Annotated in this window: 20 protein-coding genes; 15 read left to right on the forward strand and 5 right to left on the reverse strand. The window is 36.4% G+C overall.

All coding sequences use genetic code 11. The features are described 5' to 3' along the window. The first annotated feature begins 55 nt into the window (after positions 1-55). Positions 56-1,192 carry an ABC transporter ATP-binding protein gene (locus ACTYBU_RS17540; protein WP_445491690.1) on the forward strand — a complete coding sequence of 379 codons (1,137 nt, stop codon included), beginning with the start codon at positions 56-58 and terminating at the stop codon, positions 1,190-1,192. 111 nt (positions 1,193-1,303) lie between these two features. After that, positions 1,304-2,110, forward strand: a complete 807-nt coding sequence (locus ACTYBU_RS17545) for a histidinol-phosphatase (protein WP_445491828.1) — start codon at positions 1,304-1,306, stop codon at positions 2,108-2,110. Between the two features lie 94 nt (positions 2,111-2,204). Here the strand turns inward: ACTYBU_RS17545 and ACTYBU_RS17550 are convergent, their stop codons facing one another. Then, a complete protein-coding gene (locus ACTYBU_RS17550; protein WP_445491691.1) occupies positions 2,205-3,209 on the reverse strand; it encodes a LacI family DNA-binding transcriptional regulator in 1,005 nt (334 codons plus the stop codon). 492 nt (positions 3,210-3,701) lie between these two features. Here ACTYBU_RS17550 and ACTYBU_RS17555 point away from each other — a divergent pair, with 492 nt between their 5' ends. The 5 genes from ACTYBU_RS17555 to ACTYBU_RS17575 all read left to right on the forward strand — a co-directional run bounded on the left by ACTYBU_RS17555 (position 3,702) and on the right by ACTYBU_RS17575 (position 10,125). Further along, positions 3,702-4,907 carry an MFS transporter gene (locus tag ACTYBU_RS17555; protein WP_445491692.1) on the forward strand — a complete coding sequence of 402 codons (1,206 nt, stop codon included), beginning with the start codon at positions 3,702-3,704 and terminating at the stop codon, positions 4,905-4,907. A gap of 418 nt (positions 4,908-5,325) precedes the next feature. Then, on the forward strand, positions 5,326-6,597 hold the full coding sequence (locus ACTYBU_RS17560) for a sugar ABC transporter substrate-binding protein (RefSeq protein ID WP_445491693.1): 1,272 nt from the start codon (positions 5,326-5,328) through the stop codon (positions 6,595-6,597). 185 nt (positions 6,598-6,782) lie between these two features. Further along, entirely contained in the window at positions 6,783-8,153 is a 1,371-nt protein-coding gene (locus ACTYBU_RS17565; RefSeq protein ID WP_445491695.1) for a carbohydrate ABC transporter permease, read from the forward strand. After that, positions 8,153-8,980, forward strand: a complete 828-nt coding sequence (locus ACTYBU_RS17570; RefSeq protein ID WP_445491697.1) for a sugar ABC transporter permease — start codon at positions 8,153-8,155, stop codon at positions 8,978-8,980. Before ACTYBU_RS17565 ends, ACTYBU_RS17570 begins: the two co-directional genes overlap by 1 nt. Before the next feature lie 176 nt (positions 8,981-9,156). Continuing rightward, entirely contained in the window at positions 9,157-10,125 is a 969-nt protein-coding gene (locus tag ACTYBU_RS17575) for a sugar phosphate isomerase/epimerase family protein (RefSeq protein ID WP_445491698.1), read from the forward strand. 90 nt (positions 10,126-10,215) lie between these two features. On the opposite strand, the gene ACTYBU_RS17580 is transcribed toward ACTYBU_RS17575, so the two are convergent. Next, on the reverse strand, positions 10,216-11,136 hold the full coding sequence (locus tag ACTYBU_RS17580) for a DMT family transporter (protein ID WP_445491700.1): 921 nt from the start codon (positions 11,134-11,136) through the stop codon (positions 10,216-10,218). A gap of 187 nt (positions 11,137-11,323) precedes the next feature. Between ACTYBU_RS17580 and ACTYBU_RS17585 the strand changes: the two genes are divergently transcribed. From ACTYBU_RS17585 to ACTYBU_RS17610, 6 genes are all read left to right on the forward strand, one after another. After that, positions 11,324-11,716, forward strand: coding sequence for a VOC family protein (locus ACTYBU_RS17585; protein WP_445491702.1), 393 nt, complete (start codon positions 11,324-11,326; stop codon positions 11,714-11,716). Positions 11,717-12,287: 571 nt separating this feature from the next. Continuing rightward, positions 12,288-12,761: a DinB family protein gene (locus ACTYBU_RS17590; RefSeq protein ID WP_445491704.1), complete on the forward strand. Its 474-nt coding sequence runs from the start codon at positions 12,288-12,290 to the stop codon at positions 12,759-12,761. A gap of 122 nt (positions 12,762-12,883) precedes the next feature. After that, positions 12,884-13,477, forward strand: coding sequence for a TetR family transcriptional regulator (locus ACTYBU_RS17595; RefSeq protein WP_445491705.1), 594 nt, complete (start codon positions 12,884-12,886; stop codon positions 13,475-13,477). A gap of 155 nt (positions 13,478-13,632) precedes the next feature. Further along, positions 13,633-14,376, forward strand: coding sequence for an SDR family oxidoreductase (locus tag ACTYBU_RS17600; protein WP_445491706.1), 744 nt, complete (start codon positions 13,633-13,635; stop codon positions 14,374-14,376). 214 nt (positions 14,377-14,590) lie between these two features. Further along, entirely contained in the window at positions 14,591-15,169 is a 579-nt protein-coding gene (locus tag ACTYBU_RS17605; RefSeq protein ID WP_445491707.1) for a CBO0543 family protein, read from the forward strand. A gap of 142 nt (positions 15,170-15,311) precedes the next feature. Beyond that, entirely contained in the window at positions 15,312-15,836 is a 525-nt protein-coding gene (locus ACTYBU_RS17610) for a GNAT family N-acetyltransferase (protein ID WP_445491709.1), read from the forward strand. A gap of 274 nt (positions 15,837-16,110) precedes the next feature. Here ACTYBU_RS17610 and ACTYBU_RS17615 read toward each other — a convergent pair whose 3' ends face one another. Further along, complete coding sequence (locus ACTYBU_RS17615) at positions 16,111-17,790, reverse strand: methyl-accepting chemotaxis protein (RefSeq protein ID WP_445491711.1); 1,680 nt, start codon at positions 17,788-17,790, stop codon at positions 16,111-16,113. A 1,190-nt stretch (positions 17,791-18,980) separates the two neighbouring features. Here ACTYBU_RS17615 and ACTYBU_RS17620 point away from each other — a divergent pair. Both ACTYBU_RS17620 and ACTYBU_RS17625 read left to right on the forward strand, forming a co-directional pair. After that, positions 18,981-19,487 (forward strand): CBO0543 family protein, encoded by a 507-nt coding sequence (locus tag ACTYBU_RS17620; RefSeq protein WP_445491713.1) that lies wholly within the window; start codon positions 18,981-18,983, stop codon positions 19,485-19,487. A gap of 374 nt (positions 19,488-19,861) precedes the next feature. Beyond that, a complete protein-coding gene (locus ACTYBU_RS17625) occupies positions 19,862-20,392 on the forward strand; it encodes a thioredoxin domain-containing protein (RefSeq protein WP_445491715.1) in 531 nt (176 codons plus the stop codon). Between the two features lie 442 nt (positions 20,393-20,834). Here the strand turns inward: ACTYBU_RS17625 and ACTYBU_RS17630 are convergent, their stop codons facing one another. After that, positions 20,835-21,401, reverse strand: coding sequence for an RBBP9/YdeN family alpha/beta hydrolase (locus ACTYBU_RS17630; protein ID WP_445491717.1), 567 nt, complete (start codon positions 21,399-21,401; stop codon positions 20,835-20,837). A 168-nt stretch (positions 21,402-21,569) separates the two neighbouring features. Further along, positions 21,570-23,285 carry a methyl-accepting chemotaxis protein gene (locus tag ACTYBU_RS17635; protein ID WP_445491719.1) on the reverse strand — a complete coding sequence of 572 codons (1,716 nt, stop codon included), beginning with the start codon at positions 23,283-23,285 and terminating at the stop codon, positions 21,570-21,572. Positions 23,286-23,452 lie beyond the last annotated feature (167 nt).

Raw genomic sequence — 23,452 nt, forward strand, 5'->3', positions numbered from 1 at the left:
TATAGCAGGGGTTATGATGGGGTTTGGAAGAAAGCTAGAAAACTAGGAGGTCGTTATGGCTCAAATAACATTAAAGCATATTTATAAAATATACGGCAATAAAGTCCCGGCAGTAAAAGACTTCAATTTAGATATAGAGGATCATGAATTCATTGTTTTTGTAGGACCATCCGGCTGTGGGAAATCAACCACATTACGCATGATTGCAGGACTCGAGGAGATTTCAGAAGGGGACTTCTATATTGGCGATAGAAGAGTAAATGATGTTTCTCCTAAAGACCGAAACATTGCAATGGTTTTTCAAAACTATGCGTTATATCCCCATATGACGGTATTTGATAATATGGCATTTGGGCTAAAACTTCGCAAAACACCTAAAGATGAAATAAAAAGAAGGGTAGAACATGCAGCCGAAATACTTGGATTGGAGCCTTATTTGAAACGGAAACCGAAAGCATTATCTGGAGGGCAGCGTCAACGTGTTGCCCTTGGACGTGCAATTGTTCGGGAGGCAGATGTATTTTTAATGGATGAGCCTTTATCAAACTTAGATGCGAAACTTCGTGTGAAAATGCGTGCGGAAATTATTAAACTCCATCAAAGATTAAAAACGACAACGATCTATGTAACACATGACCAAACAGAAGCAATGACTATGGCTTCACGCATTGTTGTCATGAAGGATGGTGTAATTCAACAGGTTGGGACACCAAAAGAAGTATATGAAAAACCCCATAATAAATTTGTTGCAGGCTTTATTGGATCACCAGCCATGAATTTTTTTGATGGAAGATTAGAAAGGGATTGTTTGGTTATAGGGGGCGTGAAGCTCAAAGTACCGGATGACAAATTGAAAGAACTTAAAAAACTAGGCTACCAAAACAAGGAATTAACGTTAGGTGTTCGACCAGAAAATATTCATGAACAAACTAAAAATTCTGATTTAGCAAGTGGGTCAGTTATTAATGCGGAGATTGAGGTTTCCGAATTGATGGGTGCTGAAACAATGCTTTACTCTTCCATTGCCGGATTGAGTTTTATAGCGCGAGTAGATTCAGGTATTCGTGTAACGGCGGGACAAAAGCTGCCATTATATTTTGATATGAACAAATCACACTTTTTTGATATAGAAAGTGAAGAAAAGATTGATTTAAGCAGTGAAAACGAATTGAACTTAGTCGAGTCTATCTAAATAGATTAAATAATGGATTATTCATCATCTATAATAAATGGATTGAAGAAGCTTGGTTCTTTGAATAAAGCTTCTTCTTTGTATAGAAGGTAAGGAGGTTATATGAAAAATATACTATTTGATTTGCATACTCACCATGATCGATGCGGTCATGCTGTTGGAAAGTTGGAAGAATATATTTTATCCGCGATTGGGAAGGGATTGCACTATATAGGCGTTTCCGATCATTCTCCCCATTTTTACAGTGATATTGACCACTTGAGACCAATTTATGCGATGGCTAACAGTGAATTTGATCACTATATCAAAGAAGTGCTTCAGCTTAAGGAAGCATACAAGTCTAAAATTCATGTATTGCTTGGTATGGAAAGCGATTATTTTCCAAAGCACATCGAGATATATCGAAAAAAATATCAAAAATATCCCTTTGATTATTTAATTGGATCGGTCCATTTTGTCTATGGAGTAAACATCTTTGAAACGAGTCAATGGGAGGGGCTGGATAGCGAACAGCGAGTAAAAAGAAAAGAGGCCTACTACCACCTAATTCAACAATCCGCAAAAAGCGGAATTTTCCAAGTTATTGGGCATATGGATGCAATGAAAGGGAATTTTCCAGCATTTTCGAATATAGAAACACCCATTATCGATGAAACGTTGAAGGTAATCGCAGAAGAAGGTATTTCAATCGAAATTAATACATCAAGCACGATGAAGGGTTGCGGAGATTGGTATCCATCTCAAGAAATTTTAGAGCGGGCCAGCTATTTTGAAGTGGATGTGACATATGGTTCTGATGCACATCATCCTGATCGAGTAGGAGACAGCTACCTGTATGTTCAAAAGAAGCTAAAAGAAATTGGTTTTAAAGAGATGGTATATTATGTGGAAAAGAAGAGGAGGGTTGTACCTTTGTAAATAGCCTCTTCCCATGATGTAAACCAAAAAATCCATTCCTGAGCGGACGGGATTTTTCGCCTTACATAAGGGTAGAAAAATAGGAAATCTTATATTAAAGGGTAGATCCGCGAATAATAAGTTCATGTTCTAAAAATACATGTTCCACAGATTTCTCTTCATTTGTAATATTATGAATTAACATTTCTAATATTTTATAGCCCATTTCATACTTAGGCTGTGAGATGGTTGTAATTTCTGGGATAGCCATGATCGCTTCTTTTGTGTCATCAAATCCGACGATTGCAACATCATTTGGCACAGTAAGTCCACTATTTTTGATGGTATTAACAGCACCAACTGCAAGGACATCATTTATGCAAAATATAGCAGTAGGAGGCTCATTTAGTTTCAGTAGCTGTTTTGTAAACTTTACTCCATCTTCATAAGTGTACTCTCCGTGCTTTAATAATTTTTCATCGTAAGGAATATTGGCAGAATCTAATGCTCTACGATATCCATTTTCTCTTAGTTTTGCAGAAGAAGTGGATTTGCTGCTTATCATAGCAATACGCTTATGGCCTTTATCAATTAAATGTTTAACAGCATCAAAGGCAGCCTGCTCGTTATTAATGGATACACAACAAGTATTTTCATTTTCACCAGAATTCCATTCAAAGCATTGGGCAATATTATATTGTTGTGACAATTTATTCATTTCTTTAACTTTTAGAGTAGTATTGATTAAAATAACGCCATCAACAAATCGGTTTGTTAATAATTGAAGGAGCTCTCTTTCTTTGTGTATATTATTATTAGTGGCACCTGCCATCACAACATATCCGTATTTATTTGCTGCATCATATACTCCATTATATACATCTGACATAATTGGCCATACTAAGCTTCGGCTGAGAAGCAAAATTCTCTTCGTATGTGCCCGCCTTAAGTCCCTTCCTAAAAAATTCGGATGATAGTTTAGCTGATTAATGGCATGAAGAACTTTTTTTCGTGTTTCCTCTTTAACACGAGAACTATCGTTTAGTACTCTTGAAACAGTAGCTACTGAAACTCCAGCTGCTTGGGCAACTTCTTGAATAGTTGATGCTTTATTTTCCATTTACTCCTCCTGAATAATTATAGTATTTCTATCCAAAATATAAGATAACATCGATTCTTACTTTTTTTTATTATGGCACAAGGATGCATTATAAAAAAGAAAGAATATTTTTAAATTTATTTTGCTAGTGTGAAGTAGATGTAATGGATTACAAAATCCATCGAGAATTCCCCTTATTTCTGTTAATGTTAGTTATTTCTATTATACTATGTATTGGCATAATATCCTAATGATACTAGAATAGCAAAGAAGATGCTATTAGATGTTTTATTTCTTTTTATACTAATACAAAGGAATATTTTTATTTTTTTCTAGTGGGAATGTATAAAAATATATTAGATAGTACGCAAAAAAGAGAGCTTTTTATTATTATATGTAGTATTATTAATTGAATGTAATCCATTACATTAACCGTAGAAAATATAGAGAAAAAAAGAACATCCCTGTTCGTCTTTTTTCTCTATATTAACAATAAATAATAAGGAGAGATTAATGAGACATCACGTATTTGTTTTTCCACGACTTTCAGTCATGATGTTTATTCAGTATTTTATTACGGCTTCATGGATAGTTACAATGGGTCTTGTTCTTAGTAAGCATGGACTGTCTTCTATCATTGGCACTGCATACTCTGTAGGTGGAGTTGCTACTATTTTTTCACCGATTTTTATAGGAATGCTTGCAGATCGATTCTTCCCATCCGAAAAATTAATGGGAATTCTTCACCTTATAAGTGGTGTTGTATTAATGATGATCCCATCTCAAATTCACGCAGGGAATGAAACGATGTTTTTATTATTGCTCTCTATGCATTGTCTTCTTTACCAGCCTACAGCGTCTATTGCCAATAATATTGCCTTTAATTCTATAGGGAATAATGGAGATGAATTTCCATTTATTCGTGTATTTGGAACGATATCATTTATCGCAGCAGGAATGTTAATTGGTCAATTAGGTCTTTCCAATAGCACTGTTATTTTTAAAATTAGTGCTGTTGCCTCCATTACATTAGGTATTTATAGTTTTACTTTGCCGCATACTCCAGCTCCTGCAAAAGGAAGGTCTTTCTCATTTAGAGATTTGCTTTTTCTAGATGCATTCGCTTTGTTAAAAGATAAGAATTATCTAGTATTTTTGATTGGTACAACGCTTATGTTTATAGTAGGTACCTTCTATAATTCTTTTGCATCAGTATTTCTAAATAAGGGATTTCAGAATGTGGCAAGTGTGATGACAATTGGTCAAATGTCTGAGGTGCTTTTTATGGTATTAATGCCTTTCTTCTTTATACGTTTAGGTATCAAATACATGCTCCTTTTCGGAATGATTGCTTGGATCTTGCGATGTCTGTTATTTGGATTAGGCGCACCTGATATGGTAGCAGCATTTATGATTACAGCTATTGCGCTGCATGGTATTTGTTATGATTTCTTTTTCGTAACAGGTGAAATTTATACGAACCAAAAGGTAGAGACGAATATAAAGGCACAAGCACAAAGTTTAGTAAGAACTTTTACGTGGGGACTGGGAATGGTCATCGGTTCCTTTGTTTCAGGCAATGTCTTCAACACAACCATTACAGCACAAGGAGCGGAGTCTCTTTCTCAATGGAAAGTTTTTTGGATGTATCCAGCAGGTTTTGCAGCGGTAGTGGCAGTATTCTTCTTTCTATTATTTAAAGAGGAGAAAGTAAAATGAATCCATTAATTGATATTTTCTCCTCGAAATATCAATTTTCTATTAAATATTTCGAGATATTTTTTAAGAAGAAATTATTTTTCACTATTATAATAGTTGGAATATTTAAAATACGGTCAGAAAATCTGACAAATAACAAGACTTTTCTATTTCGTTATAGTATTGTAAATTTATCAAAACTTATGTAACGGATTACATATTGTAATCCGTTACATAAAGGAGGGAAAATTAAATAGAAATAGATGGAGGGAATCAACAATAGAGAGTATAAATCAGTTGAAATCTTTTAATACATCTATTTTAGAAAAAATGCTGCTTTTTGGATGCAGGAGCAAAGGGAAATTGAGCAAAAATTAACTTTCATCCATAGAGATAGAAAAAGTGAAAGAAACTTTATCATAAAGGAGAAGAGAAAGCGATGAAGAAGAAACAGGGAATATGGGGATTGATATTAATACTGATGTTAGTATTATCTGCTTGTAATGGAGGAGCTGATTTAAACAATAAATCTTCAGAGGATCCAGAAAAAAGCAGGAATGATTCAACGGAAGAATTAAATCCAGAATCTGGAGCTCAATTAACGTTATGGACAGTAACAAATCCATGGATTGAACAAGCTGCTGCAGAATTTGAGCAGCAATATAAAGTGAAAGTAAAAATTGAAAATATTATGTGGAACTTACAGTTAGATAAACTGAAAACAGATGGACCAAGTGGATTTGGAGCAGATGTTGTGAATATGCAGCCAGATCATCTTGGGGACGCGGTAGAAGCAGGTGCAGTTCTCCCAAATGATTATTTTGAGGAAGGAACGATTGATAAGACAATGCCCTCTGCATTAAATGCAGCTAAATATAAAGGGATGCTGTATGGATATCCAAGTAATATGTTTACTTATGCTTTATATGTAAATGAAGATTTAGCTAAAGGTGTAAAACTTGATACATGGGATGATATTAAGGTTTTTGCTAAAAAATTTAATGATCCGAAGAATAACAAATATGCATTTATGATGGATAGTGGCAACTTGTCGGCGGCAATGATGCTAGGTGCCGGCGGGTATGACTTTGGGAAAAATGGAACAGATACTAGTGATATCGGTCTTAATAGTTCAGGAGCAGTTAAAGGGATGGAGTACTTTCAATCTATAAAAGAAATCTTGCCGTTGCCAATCACAGATATGACTGGTGATGTAAAAGATGGATTATTCCAACAAGGCAAACTAGCGATTAATATGGAAACGAGTTCTAAAGCTGCAACTTACAAAGATTTGCCTTTTAAAGTAAAAGCAATTCCTCTCCCGAAAATGCCTGGAAATATAGATACAACACCGTATGCAGGGATTGACTCTTTCTATGTATCAGCCTATACAAAATATCCGAATGCTTCTAAAATATTCGCTAACTTTATCACGTCGAAAGAGCAGCAGATTGAAGCTGCAAAATTAATCGGCGGTAAAATTCCAGTTGCAAATGGTATTACAGCAGAAGATTTTAAAGACAATCAAATGCTGCAAGCTTTTATTGAACAATCGAAACATACCGTGCCGACACCAAATATTCCAGCAATCAGACTATATGATCAAGTGAGAAATGCAGCAGTAGAAGATATTTGGGAAGGCGAAGATGTGAAAAAGACATTGGATGCTGCTACAAAAAAATTAAAAGCTAATATCGAGGATAATCAGTAAACGGTATGATCATGGTTTTGTATTAATCATCTGATTTGACACAGGTGGTTATGGCCTATTTATTTCAATCATATTGCTAGTAAGACCCTTACCTCAAGCTGGTAATGAAGTAAGCTATAGAGGTAAGGGAACCCCATTGATACAATTATCATTTTAAAGCTAGCTTGAAAGGAGTTTTCAATGGCATGGAGGAGTATAATCATACAAAAGAGACTTATTCCAAGTTAAAACCATCGATTGACAAACAGAATCGTCCACATAGCAGGACTGCTCTTATTTTGTCTGTTTTTGTTATGGGATTAGGGCAATTATATAACAAGCAATACACAAAAGGATTTCTGATGTTTCTGTTTTATTTGTTCAGTTTATATACAGCAATCTTTAAAGTTCCTCATGCTTTTTGGGGAATCGTTACTTTAGGAACAAAATCGTCCCATTTAGAAAAAGTAGGGAGAATCTATCAAAATGTACCTGGTGATCATTCTATCTTTCTATTAATTCAAGGATTAATCACACTTTTTCTATTTTTTATCATTATTATCGCTTATATAATGATAATGATGGATGCATATAAAATTGGGAAGTTGAGGGAGAAAGGTTTAAATCCTCATACCTTTAAACAAACACTTCATTATCTATTCGAATATAAATTTCCTTTTTTTGCTTTATCTATTCCGATGCTGGGTATTTTATTTTTTACGGTATTGCCGATTCTTTTTATGGTTTTGATTGCATTTACAGACTATACACGGAATAATCAGCCTCCTGCACATTTGGTGAATTGGATTGGTTTAAAAGCATTTGCTGATATTTTTCGAATCAAAGCATGGGCAAATACTTTTTATGGTGTTGCTTCATGGACGTTGATTTGGGCCATTTTTTCCACACTTACTTGTTTTTTTGGAGGATTTGCCACTGCCTTGCTCGTTCAAAAGAAGGGAATTAAAATCAAAAAAGTATGGCAAACCATTTTCATTTTGCCATTTGCCATGCCTCACTTTGTTTCCGCGCTGATCCTTCGCAATATGTTTAATGGACAGTTTGGACCAATTAATCAATATTTAAAATTATTAGGTATTTCACCTGTACCGTGGCTATCCGATCCGGTCTGGGCGAAAATTACTGTTTTAATTATCAATTTCTGGATGGGTTTTCCTGTTACGATGCTAATGGTAATGGGGATATTAACGACCATAAATAAGGAAATGTATGAAGCAGCAGAATTGGATGGAGCAACAGGGCTGCAAAAATTGCGGTTTATTACCTATCCTAGTGTCATGATTACGATGACACCGCTTCTTATCATGCAATTTGTAACCAATATTAATAACTTTAATGTTATTTTTCTTACGACTGGTGGGTCGCCTACGAATGGAGATTACATGTATGCAGGTAGCACGGATATTTTAATCACATGGCTTTACAATTTGACCATGTTAGAAGGGAAATATAATTTTGCTTCTGTTATCGGAATATTTATTTTTATCCTCTTGGCTGTTTATGCAATATTTAACCTCCGGAACACAAAATCATTTAAAGAGGAGGATATACATTAATGTCAAACGTAAAAAGAAAGTTTGATTTGCTGGTCGGATACTTGTTGTTAATTATTATTTCGATATTTTGTCTCTATCCAATCGTATGGATTGTGTTGTCTTCATTCCGAACTGGAACATCATTATATAGTGCAAGGGTCATTCCTACTCAATTTACAATAGCTCATTATGTGACACTTTTTGAAAAATTTCCGTTCGCCACTTGGTATGGAAATACGCTAAAGATTGCCATTTTGAGTATGATTTTTAGTACCATTTTTACTCTAATAACGGCTTATATTTTCTCTAAGTTCCGTTTTGTGGGAAGAAATGCCACCATGCATGGCATGCTTATACTAGGTTTATTTCCAGGATTTATGAGTATGATAGCCATTTATATTTTGCTTAGCCAATTAAACTTATTAAATACACATATGGCGATTATTTTAACGACTGTTGCAGGTGCGCCATTAGGATTCCTATTCTCAAAAAATTTCTTTGATACACTGCCAAGCAGTGTAATGGAAGCAGCACGGATTGATGGAGCAGGTCATGTCACTATTTTTGCAAGGATTGTTTTACCATTAGCAAGACCACTGATTGTTTATACATCATTGCTGTCATTTGCTGGTGCATTTACAGATTTTATTTTTGCCCAATTAGTTTTGCGAACTCCTGATAAACAAACATTGGCGGTTGGTTTATATAATATGATTAATGATCGATTTGGGAATGCATTTACCGTATTTGCAGCAGGAAGCGTCTTAATTGCGGTGCCGATTACCTTGTTGTTTATCTTTATGCAAAGACACTTGATCGAAGGATTGACTGCAGGTGCTGATAAATAAAGTGAAACTTCCATCAGTGGGGGTTTTCTTCCATCCCCCACCTTTCTTCCTCGATTTCTCACAATCCCTGAGGTGGGGGTCTTACTGCCCGTTAAGAGTGGGATAAAATATAATAATAAGGAATTTATTTCAGCATAAGAAATAAATAGAATATAATGTAAAAGGAGTTACAGTTCATGAAATTAGGCGTATTTTCCGTATTATTTGCAAATAAATCTTTTGAGGAAATGCTGGACCATGTAAAAGTTGCAGGCCTTGATGCTGTAGAGATTGGCACCGGCGGATATCCTGGCAATGCACATTGCCCTCTTGATGAACTATTAGAGGATGAACAAAAACGGAAAAACTACATCGACGCAGTTACGTCACGCGGTTTAACAGTCAGTGCCTTTAGCTGCCACGGCAATCCAATCTCACCGGAAAAAGCATTCGCAGAAGAATCAGATGCTACTTTACGAAAAACGATTAAATTAGCATCACTGCTTGGGGTACCGGTAGTAAATGCATTTTCCGGTACAGCAGGAGACAGCGAAGATGCAAAACAGCCAAATTGGCCAGTAGTAGCTTGGCCTACAGAATACAGCGATATTTTAAACTGGCAATGGGAACATAAATTAATTCCATATTGGAAAGAAATTGGAGAGATGGCTGAGCAGTATCAAGTGAAAATTGGATTAGAGCTTCATGGGGGATTTCTTGTGCATACACCATATACGATGCTGAAGCTTCGCGAGGCGACATGTGATGCTATTGGAGCAAACTTAGATCCAAGTCATATGTGGTGGCAAGGGATTGATCCAGTTGCAGCCATTAAAATTCTTGGCAAAGCTGGCGCTATTCATCATTTCCATGCGAAAGACACTTATATCGATCAAGATAATGTGAACATGTACGGATTAACGGACATGCAGCCATACGGGATATTGCAGACACGTGCTTGGACGTTCCGCAGCGTAGGATGTGGGCACAGCATGCAGGAATGGTCGGATATGATGAGCGCCCTTCGTTTATATAACTATGACTATGTTGTCAGCATTGAACATGAAGATGCACTAATGTCAATAGAGGAAGGGTTTAAACGAGCAGTGAAAAACTTAAATGATGTCTTAATCCGAGATGAAAATACGGATATGTGGTGGGCGTAAAAAAGAAAGTCTGCTTAAAAAGCCTCTAGAAGGCTATTTATGAAAAAAGAAAGTGAATCCTTCAAAGGGGGTTCACTTTCCCTTTTTTCCTCAAGCCTTATTCATAACAACCTCATTTTTTCCCTTCGAAAAACCCACCACCCCAGAAGCAGTCAACACTCCAATAATAACAAAAACAGTTCCAATCATTTGCGATAAATGAATAGGTGTACCAGCTGCTAAAGAAATAATCATTGTTGCCACTGGAACAAGATTAAAAAATAAAGCAGTTTTATTCGCACCAATAATGTTTATCGCCTGATTCCACCACAGATAGCCTAAGACACTTGGTAAAAGAGCCATAAATAGCACGCTTCCCCAAGCTCCAATAGGAATTTGGGAAAGGGGAACAGGATCCGATGAAAAGAAGGAGAAAATTAGTAAACAAACGGCCCCGATCATCATCGTATACGTAGTGGATGCCATGGATGTAGCATCTTTAATATAGCGGCGTCCTAATACGCTATATAATGCCCAGCAAATATTTCCCCCGAATATAATTATGTCGCCGATAGAGAAGGATAAACTTTTGATAGTTTCCATTGATCCTTGTGTCAGGACAAACAAGACGCCAATAAAAGCCATCATCATCCCAATGATTTGCCTCTTTTTCAACGGTTCTTTCAAAATGAATCTGGCTAAAAGGCTTGTTATTAATGGGTTTAGCCCCATAATTAAGGCTCCGTTCACGGGAGAGGTGTATTTTAATCCAATAAAAAATAAGGAGTTAAACCCAAAGATCCCGATAATGCCTAGAAGAAGAAAGATCCCTCGATTTTTCTGCAAAGTAATCTTTTTCATCCCTTCTGTAAAAAATAATACGATTCCCATTACAATAGCGGCAATGCCAAAACGCCAAGCTGCCACAGCAGCAGGAGAAAAATAAAGAACCGTATATTTGGCAAGATGGAAGGTAGCACCAGTAAAAAGAGCGAAGGAGATTAGCTGCAGATATATTTTAGTCGGTTTCATTTTCTTCTGGCACCCTCTTTTGAAGCCACATACATTTTCTTAACTTTTTTCATCAAAACTCATCCCTTTCTGTTATCTTGGAACTAAGTTTACAATTTAGAGTTGACTCTAAGTCAAGAAGAAAATATACTTGGGCAAAAATAAATTAAACGCCTATTAATTGAAAATGAAGAACAATCTTTCTATAATGTTAGAAAAAGGAAAAGGGGCGTTATCTATGGGAAATGTTACGGGAAAAGTAATAGGTTTTGAATTAAGCAGTCAAGAACCTGAAAAAGCCATAAAATTTTATTCGAATGTATTTGGTTGGAAAGCGGCGGAGCCTAATTGGGATTACTGGTCTATTTCTACTGGCGAAGAGGAATCTATTGGAATCAACGGAGGCATTGGAAAAGGTCCAAGTGATCATCCGCACGGAACACGAATTCAAATTCAAGTAGACTCAATAGATGAAGCGATAACGAAGGCAAAAGAAAATGGAGCTGTAATTTTAAGAGATAAAATGGAATTTGATGACTTTTACCTCGCTTATTTAGTGGATCCAACAGGGATTGGTTTTGGACTAATACAAAATAAATAAATTTCTAACGGAAGTAGAGTTTCTTTCTTTTTTCTAATTAAGATGAAATATTTTTAGATTTTTGTAAGCGGTTAATCGGATGTATCCGGATAAAGTGGAAGAAAATCATCATTGTTTTTAATAAAAGCGAAGAGTTATATGACTCTCAACCAATCTATTGAGCGACTTGTGCAATTAAGTCGTTTTTCTTTTTTTAATTTCTACTTTAAATGTACCCTGAAAAGTGTGGTGTTCTTGTGAGTAGTCCGCAGCCGGCATACACTTCGCTTTCCATGGGGCGGGCGTCGAGCCTCCTCGTCGCTAGCTCCTGCGGGGTCTCGGCTGTCCCGCTAATCCCATAGGAGTCTTCGTGTATCCGTCTGCTCTGTGCTAAAAAATAGAGATACTGCTTCTTTTCATGTGCCATGGTGCGAATTTTATCCCACTCTTAACGGGCAGTAAAACCCCCACTGATGGAAAGGTTCACTTTATTAGCATGGAGGTCTCTGTTATATAATTGAAAAGAGCTGGAATCGGAAAAATAGTAATGGGGAAAAAAGTAATAAATTTCGTTGCTTAAGGGAGAAGTTTAATGAATAAAGAAGCGATAATAAACGAAAAAAAGAGTTTAATAGCATGGGTGCTTTCATTAAAGAACCTGTCAGATTCTATATGGTTTCAACCATTTAAAAAAGGAGCATGGGGAACGGCAGATGTTATTGCCCATTTTATTTCTTGGGATCGATTTATCATAGAAAATAGAATCAAGCCTCTACTAACTGGAGAAGCCTTTCCTGCCGTACAAGTAGATGTAGAAGCAACTAATCAAGCTGCATCTGATTATGCAAGGTTAGGCATCAAGAAAGAAGATCTTATTGATGAGTTTATTTCTACTCGAGAAGAATTGATTTTGTTATTAGAAAAAATACCACCAGAAAAATTTGAGTTCCCTTATCCAGGCAACAAGAAGATGACTATTTCTGCGTATTTTGTTGGGATGATTGAACATGACGAAAAGCATAAAAAGCAAATTCAGTTACATATTAAACAAAATAAAACATCTTAATAACAAAATAACAATATTGATACTTGATATTCGTTATGATAAGGTATATGTAAAGAAAAAAGAGGAGGGAAGAAGGGGCACGATATCGCCAGTTTTTAAGGTTAAAGTTCGTTTTCTCTTCGATGAGTATGGCCAATGACTTGCCATTAACAAAAGAAGCCATTTTAGATACGGCAGAACAGGTGCTGCGGCGTTATGGTCCCGAAAAAACATCTGTTGTAGATGTCGCTCGTGCCTTGCAGGTTAGCCATGGAACGATTTATCGACATTTCCCCAGCAAAGCGGCTTTAAGAGAGGCAACAACAGAGCGATGGCTGGAGCAGCAAATTTTGGACCCATTAGAACAAATTGCGAAACAATCCACTGAAAGTGCCGTTAAGCAGCTGCGAATGTGGTTTGAGACATTAGTGCAAAGGAAAAGGAAATTTGCGAACGAGGATCCAGAAATGTTTGCTATGTATACGAGTGTCACATTAGAAGCTGTTGATATGATCACAACTCATGTAAACAACCTTATTATCCAGGTATCCGGAATCATAGAAAAAGGAATGCAGCAAAAGAAATTCAGAATAGGACAGCCAGATCAGATCGCGAAAGCATTATTTAGTGCAACAACCCGTTTTCATCACCCCGCACATGCATATGAATGGTCCCTTTCATCTATTGATGAAGAATTTGATTCAGTATGGAGGCTGCTGTTGTCAGGTATTGAATAAGGGGAAGAGAGCAATTATGAATAGTAATGCTCTCTCTTTTTTATTATCAAAATGACAAAAATGTAAAAATGTCAGTTGATATTTGTCTTTTAAAAGTATATAATCAATTCAACAAATAAAATATATCCGATTTCTATCAATAGGAGGTTGAAATAATGAACCGTAAATTAACTGGAAAAGTGGCTATCGTAACAGGAGCTTCTCGAGGAATAGGACGAGAAATAGCAGAGACATTGGCAGCAGAAGGAGCGAAAGTAGTCATAAACTATGTGAGCAGTCCAGCAAAAGCAGAGGAAGTCGCAGCGGAGATTCATCAAAATGATGGAGAAGCTGTCGCCATCCAAGCGGATATTAGTGCTGTTTCCGAAGTGGAGAAATTATTCCAAGAAACGATCAAAGCTTTTGGAAAAATCGATATTCTTGTCAATAATGCCGGGATCATGATAACGAAACCTATTGTAAGCATTACAGAAGAGGATTTTGATAAAATGTTTGCGATTAATGTAAAAGGAACCTTCTTTGCGTGTCAGCAGGCAGCAAAATATATGGAAGAGAATGGGCGCATCATTAATTTCTCTACTTCCGTCGCCGGTCAGATTTTCCCAGCTTACAGTGTCTATGCAGGATCAAAAGGTGCCGTTGAACAGTTTACCCGCCAGTTGGCAAAAGAATTTGGGCCAAAAGGGATCACGATTAATGCAGTTGCACCAGGACCTGTTAATACAGAGCTGTTTACAGTGGGAAAAACAGAAGAACAAATTGAAGGCATTCGCCGGATGAATGCGTTCGGCCGCCTGGGGGAACCAGAGGATATTGCAGGTGCCGTTGTATTTTTAGCTAGCAAAGACTCCCAGTGGATCAGTGGTCAAACAATACGGGTTAATGGGGGATTTATTTAATGATATTCGTAAGTGGAGCTGCTTAAGCTGCTCCTCAGATTGTAGACAAAGTAGTATTTGCACAAACTGAAAGGCTGATCGAAAACGTTTGTATTTCGAGTCGAGCGTTTGTCGACAGCCTGTGGAGCTGCCAATCGCTGCTCCTTTTTGCCTTTCTAAAGCGAATAGTTACCTCCCGTTTATGGCATGATAATGAAAAAACTAGAGGTTCAAAATGGAAGATAAACAACATATTGAAAAGTTGATTGATAATAATATTTCAGACATACATAGATTAATTCAAGAAAAAGTTGATATTTGGAAGGAACATGTCGTTTTTACTGATTTATGGTGGATAGGAGTAGGGTTATCCATCCTCCCTTGGATTCTTTGGTTTATTTTCCGAAAAAAGAAAAGCACGGATCGTATTCTTTATGCTGGATTTTTTGTCATCATTATTGCACTTGCTCTTGATATAGTGGGAGATCAATTTGGTTTGTGGCATTATCGATTTAATGTGCTGCCGATTGTTCCGACATATTTTCCTTGGGATGTTACCTTAATGCCTGTAACCGTTATATTCTTTTTGCAAATAAAACCTAATAGCAATCCTTTTCTGAAGGCAGTTTTGTTTGCATTATTTTCAGCATTTATTGCAGAACCATTTTTTCAATGGATGGGGGTTTATGTGCCGACCAAATGGAAGTTTCATTATTCAATTCCTATTCAGATACTGATTTATTTGGTGGCTCATTATTTAAGCAGACGAGATAAATTTTCTCCGTTTTATAAAAAAGTACGTGACGAAGACTGAGTTCTTATTTTTTTGCCTCATCAAGAAATAGTCTGGGAATCGGCCAATACGAAACTTTCATTCAATATGAATTGAATTTGACCTGTTTTAACATTTAGGTAATGGTAAAATATTCATATTGAAGAAAAGGGGAGGTTGGAGTATGTTTCCTGCGATAGCAACCGATCGACTTGTCTTGAGAGAATTAACAGAAAGTGATGCACCAGCTATTTTAAATTGTTTTTCTAATGAGAAAGTACTGCGGTATTATGGACAACAGCCATTATCAAGTATAGAACAGGTAAAGGAAATTATTAGAAATTTTGATGATAGTTTCAAGGGGAACCAAGGGATAAAGTGGGGAATTCAGCGGAATGAGGATGAAAGCATTATTGGTACAATTGGGTTGCAAAATTGGTCGGTTGAGCATAAAAAAGCTGAGTTAAGCTATGCCCTTTTTCCTGAATACTGGGGATGCGGATATGCTGAAGAAGCGGTTTCTGAAGTAATAAGCTACGGATTTAATAAACTAGAATTAATACGTATTGGAGCTGTCGTCTTCACAGAAAATGAAGCATCTAATAAACTACTAGTAAAGCTAGGCTTTGAAAAAGAAGGGGTTTTAAGAAATTACTTACACCAAAATGATGTTCCCCATCACACAAATATTTACTCATTGATTAAATAAGGTATTGGAAGGGCAGAAAATTGCTTTCGTTTTCCTTATACATGTTAAAGGAGGAAGAGGCTAAAGCTTTCATTCGCAAAAAAGAGTGGAGATATTGCAAAAAAATAGGGGTTTTCGCAAAAAAAATTGAGATATCGCAAAAAAACTGAGTTTTTCGCAATAAAACCTAATATAGTTTCCAATGCCACTCAAAAAAGCGAGTCCACACCCCTCTACCATCACCAAAAAAGAGGAAGGCACCGTACCCTTCCTCCTTTAACACAAAAACTCCCAATCAAATCTCAAACTTCTCCATAATCCTTTTCAACTCGCCTGACATTCTGTTTAATTCTTCTATAATATGGCCGACTTTTTCTACGGATTGCTGCTGGCTTGTTGTGCTGCTTGAAACATAGTCAATTGCTTCTGCGTTTTCTTTTGCGATGTTGGCTAATTGTTCAACAGAAGCGGCTGTTTCTTCTAAACCCGCGGAAATTTCCTCCGATGAAGAGGAAACTTCTTGTATTTGTGCCGTCATATTTTGAACAGCAGATTGGATATTTTTAAAGGCAAGGCCGGCGTTGTTCGCTGAATGGAGGCTAGCTTCCATTTCTTCCTTGCTTTTTACAGTGGTGCCAACTGCTGCATCTGCATCTCCTGTAATGGACGATATCATGGTAACAATTTCTCCGGCAGATTGTTTGGAACGTTCTGCAAGCATTCTTACTTCATTTGCCACAACGGCAAAGCCTTTTCCATGCTCACCTGCTCGTGCTGCTTCGATGGTAGCATTTAATGCCAGCAAATTCGTTTGATCGGCAATATCATTAATGAGAGCAGAAATATCTCCAATCCGGTTTGTCTGCTGCCCAAGCTTTTCCATTACAGCAGCTGTGTCTGAAACAGTGGCATCTAACCCCTTCAATTTCTGAATTGTGTTTTGAATGATCTCATTCCCATTAGCAGCAAAATCATTAACACGCAGTGAATAGTTAGACATCTCAACAGATGATTGGGCAATAGCTTCCATTCGGTTGGACACTGTCTCCATCGCTTTCGCTGTTTCAGCAGCACTCTCCATTTGCATATGAGAACCACCAGATACATGATAAACAGATGTTTGAATCGTTTCCGCCTTTTCCTCTAGCGCCTCTTGATTTTCCACTAACTTAGAAGAAGCTGTGAATAGACCCTTCTCCATTTCCGTAATGCTAGCAATCATTTCTCTTAGGTTGTGGATCATATTATTTACGGCATTTCCTAAATCTTGAAATTCATCTTTTCTGTTAAAAGAAAGAGGTGGACCTGATAAATCATTATTGGCAATGCTGGACAAGCGATGGACAACCGCATGGATTGGAGAAACAATGCTTTTGGACATCCAAACAGCAACAACAATTGCTGCAAGCGTGGTGAGGATAGCTATGCCTACAAACCATTTTTTTTGAACATGATTATCAGCAATAATCGAATCAGATGTCTGCATTAATTGATTATTAGCATTGGATTTGATTGCACTCCAAGCGTCTCTGGCATCCGTTGACCATGTTTGGCAATACTTTTCCATTATGGGAATGGCTACATCAAACCCGTTTTCATCATAAGCGGGAATCACTTGATGAAGGATTAAACCTTCCCATTTTTCACTTTTGGCCACCGCATCTTGAAGAGCAAAAGAATCCCCCATTACCGTTTTCAGCTTTTCTTTTAAAACAGCAGCTTTTTCTGTTTCAGCAATAAACTTTTCCTTATAAGCAGGATCGCCATACAACACATAGCCCCGAGCAAGGATCACACGATTGGCGACATTTTCCTCCATATCAGAAGTCAGCTGAATTAACTGATACTCTTTCCTCATCATGTCCGCTAATTTTTGATCGGTCCTGTCATTACCTATATAACCAAGACAGGCAATCGCAGCAATAAATAGCAAGATAACGCCAAACCCAAGTAGAAATTTTTGTTTTATATTCATTGAAATATCCTCCTGTTAAGAATGCATGGTCTCATGTTTCCGAGTTTCTTCCTTATTAGAGGAATCGGTTCCGTGAATAGACAAGCGGATAATATCATATCATTAATTGTGCATTTTTTCATGAAAAAAGGGCTTGGGGAGAAGCAGAAAACGAATAATTGTGGCAAATATGAGAATGATGATTTCCCTAGGCGTTATCGTCATAAGAATTGTTTTATTAAAATAGGAAAACCTAGCATGGGAAGTAAATTATTTTTAAAAGGTGTGTGCAGTTATATTTGTTTATCAATGGACGCTAAATCTTCAAAAAAGCTTTTATCTTTATGCAACGATTGCGTCAGAAGTCGGTGCATTTATTCTAAGGCGATCCGCAGTACTTTGCGTTTTTCATCATGTTTAATGGAGTAAATTACATCCACTTATTTTTATTCTATGTAGTTTTGTTTATCGTGTCTAAGTTCATTACGAACATATTTTTAAAGATGCAAAATAAGGAGTAGACAAGATTATGTTGGTTCTTTTTATATCACAATAGATATTACGGATTTTGCAAATCATGAATTTATTTACTCAAACTTCGCAAAGTGAAAGATGAAGAGACAGCATGATAAAACAAGGTTTTACTACAAAACAGTAGTAGAGTTGATTTTTTTCATGTCCACTTTCAACATTGTTCTACCAACAGGTGAACCTGAGTCAGTTTTCTAAAAGATGGATGTTTTTACTAGATTCAGCGACGCAACCAATTGATAAACCTAGTTGATTGTAGTAGAAGGTTCGAGACTCCTGTGGGATTAGCGGGACAGATGAGACCCCGCAAGGCGAAGCCGAGGAGGCTCATCGCACGCCCCACGGAAAGCGAGCAACCTGAAACGGAAAGCAACCACCCTATTTAGAAGCAATAAATTTTAAAAAAATACCCAAATAGAAAAATCAACCTCCCTTTTCTATTGCTGCAAAACAAGTTGTCTCAGGGACATGAAAAGGAATTGATAACTGCGAACTTTGAGTTATTTAATATAAAGATGAAAAAATTACCGAATGCATAGAATCAAGTGTTTTTCTCTTCCACTAAAGAGGAAGGTGGGAGCATAAGAACTGTGATGCAATAATTCAGCTCTCAGATCCTTATCTCCTTCCTCCTCATAATTTCTGGATAATTATAGTAATAATCTTCTGGAGGATAACATATGTATATTTTAATAAATGTATTATATATAATAGCAGGGGTTATATGGGGAGATTGGAGGAATTGGAAAAAATATTATCCAACCATTCTTTTCTTTATGATGGGAGACTTTTTATATAATTTTTTGCTTTACAATAAAACAATGTGGCTCTTTCATGATTTAATTTTACCTAATCATACGATGATTACACTTTTAGCAATGACTATATCTTACACGGCAACGGTATTAATATATTTAGGCAATTTCCCTACTGGTTGGATAAAACGCGCATTATGGTTTTTATTATGGTTAGTCATATTTATAGTAATAGAATATTCTAACTGTAAGTTTGGCTTTATCACTTATCATAATGGTTGGAACATGGGATGGTCTGTTATTTTTACTGGAATTATTTTTTTTATTTTACCAATACACCATAAAAATCCTCTGTTAGCTTGGTTATTAGCAATAGGAATAACAATAGCTTTATTGACTATCTTTGAAGTGAAAATTAGTGATATGAAATAGAAAACAATACATAAGAAGAACGTATGTATAAAAAGCTGGAGGAATATCACAGCAGAAAGCACTCTGAATAGGGTGCTTTTCTTCTTTTCTTCTATCAAACGGCAAGTAATGTTGATGAGAATGGGAAAAGAATTAATAGTAGTTGGCAGATGTGGAGTTAGGTACAAAGGTTCCGATTTCTTATATGGGTGATGGAATTTCTAAATTACTAACAATACTATCATTCAAAGCATTATTCCAAACAATCTAGAAGGCGAATATAGAATTGAATATTATAGGAGTTAAATATTATGGGAATTAATGTTGATAATTCTTATAGGAATTGTTATAATTTGTTGAAATAACTAGAACTTTATGGAAAGAGAGTGAGAGAATTGACGAATCCGATTGAGAAGTCTCTATTAAGTTTTGGACAGAAAGATGCTCCAGTAAAGGTTGAAGTGTTTTTGAATTTAGCGTGCCCTTATTGTGCGTCATTTTACGGTATTGCAGAAGATGTTTTAAAAGACTCCTTAGATAATGGGCAAATTGAATTCATTGTAAAACATTATGACAAGCCTAGAGAGATGCTGTTAAATGGAACGTTAATTAACCTCTTCCTAGATTATGAGAATCCATCGCGTGTGAAAGAAATCTTAAAGGAATTATTTGGATCACAAGGGGAATGGGATCATTTGAACAATCAAGAAATCAAGAATCTATTAGAAGAAAAATACCAATTAAAAGAAGAACCACAAAATACCGAAATTAGCTTAAACGTAACTGCTGAAGCCATCCGTAGAAATGTGAAAATGGTGCCTGCTGTTTTTATCAATAACAAAGAATATCAATATCCTACTGAAATAACGGCGGTGGAATTGAAAACTGAAATCGAGGCGGCTTTAGTAAATAGCAGCATTAGATAATTTACTCGAATACATAATGAGAACAAACGTAGGAATGTTACAAAACTCCTAACAAATAAAAATTAGTTAAATAACACCTTAACTCCTTACTTGATTCACGAGTATATTTTGTCTAAATAAAAAAGATAGTTTAAAAAATTGATAGGGTGTGGGGGCAGTTACTGAAAGTATCCTCATATGGAATAGCAGAAATTTTTGTTCTATAAAAGGTTACATTATTTTATTAGTTTATCCCACTCTTAACGGGCAGTAAGACCCCCACCTCGGGGATGCTGAGGAATCGAGGAAGCTAGGTGTTGAAACTTGCCCGTAAAGGTCCGATAGAGGTACACAAACTAAGGTCGCCACTTCCTTATGTCTTCGTTTGTGTGATCCACATCCTGTGGAACTCAAGCTTTCCATCAGTGGGGGAGGAAAAAACCCCACTGATGGAAGGGGCACTTTATACAGTTTTCATCATTTTGTTTAGAATATCATAAACCAATGGGAAAGTAGTGAAACCATCATCTTCTAGAAAATGACCACCCTTTTCAACAGGGTAAAATGATGCATCCAATTGTTTTGATAAATTTTGACTTAATTGAAAAGGAACAATATAGTCATTTTTGGCAGCAATAACAGCACGTGAATTAGTTGCAGAAATTATTTTTTTATCATCCACTTTTTTATCTGTAAAAGGATCTAATGAAGGTAAGGGTGATAATGGTTCAGAAAAGCCAGAAACAAGAATAAAGCCTCCAAAGCTCGGCAACGGATCTAATTGGTCTAGATAGTTCAATAGTGTGATAGACCCTAAGCTATGTGCTACAAAATAAGTATTGTTATCTGAATTCTTTATGTTATCAGCTAATGTTTCCAACCATTCTTCTTTCTTGGGGTCAGACGAATTTGGCAGGTGAAGAACCGAAACTTGATTACCATCCGTTATTAATTTTTCTTTTAACCATGGGAACCAATGATTGGCTGGTGAAGCTCCGTACCCATGGATAATATATATTTGTTTTCCCATTGCTTTTTCTCCCTTTCTTTTTATAGATACAAAAACAGTATAGTATGGATTTAAACTTATAGGGAAGTAAATAGATTAAAGGCAGATTCAGTGCTGTTTAACAATCTGCTTAAAAACAGTCAGAAAAAAAGGAAGGCACCCAAAAGCCTTCCCCCGAATCCTCCGTATTTATCCGATTTTAAATTTAGTAAGCATCATTTGAAGATCTTCCGCTAACATAGCCAAAGATACGGAAGAGGATGCGATTTCTTCCATGGAAGCAAGCTGTTCTTGGGTTGCGGCAGAAACATTTTGGGTACTGGAAGCAGATGCTTCTGCTACTTCACTTACAACAAGGATGGAATCATTTACTAGCTCTGTTCCTTTTGCCAAGTCTTTTAACGTTTTCGAAATTTCTTCTATTTGCACGACGACATCCTTAATAGCGATTTCGATTTTTTGGAAGGAATCACCTGCTACATCCACTACTTTTAGTCCTGTCTGAACTTCATCGGACGTGTTTTTCATCGATTGAAGGGTACTTTCCGTATCTTTTTGAATAAGTTGGATGAGCTTGGAAATCTGTTCGGTTGATTTGGATGATTCTTCCGCAAGCTTTCTTACTTCGTCTGCAACAATAGCAAATCCTTTCCCATGCTCGCCAGCTCTTGCCGCTTCAATCGCTGCATTTAATGCTAACAAATTTGTCTGCGATGAAATAGCAGTAATAACATCGGTGATTTTGCCGATTTCATTAGAACGTTCATCTAAGCTTTTCACTGTTTCAGATAAACGGTTTACATTAGTATTGATCGAATTCATTTGGTTGCTGACTTCTTCAATTGCTTGATTTCCTTCTAATGACATTTGAGAAGCATGATGGGCACCTTGTGTCATTTTTTGGGTGTTTTCTTCCATTGTTTTTGTATACTGTGATATATCTGTTATTACACTAGAGCTATCTTCCACCGTTTGAACTTGTTTATCCGTACCATAAGCCAGCTCTTGAATGGTTAATGTAATATGCTCGCTCGCTTTGCTGCTTTGCTCAGCACTCGCACTTAATTCTTCAGAAGCAGCTGCGACTTGCTGAGAGGAATCACTTACCGTAGCAAGAGTAGCTTGAAGCTGCTCCGTCATATGATTAAAAGATGTCATTAATTCGCCAACTTCGTCTTTTGACTGATAATTTCCTTTTACTGTAAGATCTCCATTTTCTGCTTTGCCAAGCAAACTTTTTATTTCTCTTATTGGAGTGATAATCATTTTGGCAATGAAAAAGCCAAGTGATAATAAAAGAAGAAGAGCAGTTATAATAACGACCCATACAATGGTAGTCGCTTGCTTTAATCCCTCGTGGTTTTCCCGATTAATTCGTTCAGCAATAGAAATATTAGTGCTTTGTAATTCTCTAAGTATGGTGGTTACTGCTAATCGGTTCGTTTCCAATTCCTTTGAATAGACTGAATAGGCTTCTTCATTTTGATTAGACATTGCCCACTGTAATACCTTATCTCTAGAAGCTTCTAGAACTTTAGCCTGTTCTACAAAGTCCTGCATCAATTTCGCTTCTTTATTGTCCATCTTGCTATTTTGGAGTTGCCGAACAATTGCCTTATTTTCATTCAAATTCGTGTCTATTTCCTTGTATAGTTCATTTTTTCTTGTTGGATTTTTTGTAAGCATCAGTTCGAGCGTGTAGGCATCGTTCGCTCTCGTGTTCAATCTGAACTGCATCAGATGACTGATAGGCAATAGATTTTCTTTATACATTTTTTCAGAATCCTTTGCCATTTCTTTTATATAATTCAGCCCAACCATTCCCACAATACTAAGTGATAACGCACTGACACTTATAATTACGAGTAATTTTTTTGTGATTGTCATATTTTTGAGTAATTTCACACGGTTTTCTCCTTTGATTCAATCTAAATATGCTTGCTGTCACTAGATATATCGGATGGATGAGAAGAAGTATTGAATTGAAAAATAATCCATTTCGTACTATTTTCAACTTGTTTATAGAAAATTTAATGCAAAAAATAGAAAGCATGACGTTCTCCAGAAAGTTA

It is taken from the genome of Niallia sp. 03133, assembly GCF_052663225.1.

Excerpts from the sequence above, each read along its gene's own strand:
- ACTYBU_RS17605 (WP_445491707.1), top strand. The coding sequence starts at position 14,591 with ATGGAAGATAAACAACATATTGAAAAGTTGATTGATAATAATATTTCA.
- ACTYBU_RS17575 (WP_445491698.1), top strand. The coding sequence starts at position 9,157 with ATGAAATTAGGCGTATTTTCCGTATTATTTGCAAATAAATCTTTTGAG.
- ACTYBU_RS17540 (WP_445491690.1), top strand. The coding sequence starts at position 56 with ATGGCTCAAATAACATTAAAGCATATTTATAAAATATACGGCAATAAA.
- ACTYBU_RS17580 (WP_445491700.1), bottom strand. The coding sequence starts at position 11,136 with ATGAAACCGACTAAAATATATCTGCAGCTAATCTCCTTCGCTCTTTTT.
- ACTYBU_RS17610 (WP_445491709.1), top strand. The coding sequence starts at position 15,312 with ATGTTTCCTGCGATAGCAACCGATCGACTTGTCTTGAGAGAATTAACA.
- ACTYBU_RS17565 (WP_445491695.1), top strand. The coding sequence starts at position 6,783 with ATGGAGGAGTATAATCATACAAAAGAGACTTATTCCAAGTTAAAACCA.
- ACTYBU_RS17615 (WP_445491711.1), bottom strand. The coding sequence starts at position 17,790 with ATGAATATAAAACAAAAATTTCTACTTGGGTTTGGCGTTATCTTGCTA.
- ACTYBU_RS17585 (WP_445491702.1), top strand. The coding sequence starts at position 11,324 with ATGTTAGAAAAAGGAAAAGGGGCGTTATCTATGGGAAATGTTACGGGA.
- ACTYBU_RS17595 (WP_445491705.1), top strand. The coding sequence starts at position 12,884 with ATGAGTATGGCCAATGACTTGCCATTAACAAAAGAAGCCATTTTAGAT.
- ACTYBU_RS17630 (WP_445491717.1), bottom strand. The coding sequence starts at position 21,401 with ATGGGAAAACAAATATATATTATCCATGGGTACGGAGCTTCACCAGCC.
- ACTYBU_RS17550 (WP_445491691.1), bottom strand. The coding sequence starts at position 3,209 with ATGGAAAATAAAGCATCAACTATTCAAGAAGTTGCCCAAGCAGCTGGA.
- ACTYBU_RS17555 (WP_445491692.1), top strand. The coding sequence starts at position 3,702 with ATGAGACATCACGTATTTGTTTTTCCACGACTTTCAGTCATGATGTTT.
- ACTYBU_RS17570 (WP_445491697.1), top strand. The coding sequence starts at position 8,153 with ATGTCAAACGTAAAAAGAAAGTTTGATTTGCTGGTCGGATACTTGTTG.
- ACTYBU_RS17560 (WP_445491693.1), top strand. The coding sequence starts at position 5,326 with ATGAAGAAGAAACAGGGAATATGGGGATTGATATTAATACTGATGTTA.
- ACTYBU_RS17620 (WP_445491713.1), top strand. The coding sequence starts at position 18,981 with ATGTATATTTTAATAAATGTATTATATATAATAGCAGGGGTTATATGG.
- ACTYBU_RS17600 (WP_445491706.1), top strand. The coding sequence starts at position 13,633 with ATGAACCGTAAATTAACTGGAAAAGTGGCTATCGTAACAGGAGCTTCT.
- ACTYBU_RS17590 (WP_445491704.1), top strand. The coding sequence starts at position 12,288 with ATGAATAAAGAAGCGATAATAAACGAAAAAAAGAGTTTAATAGCATGG.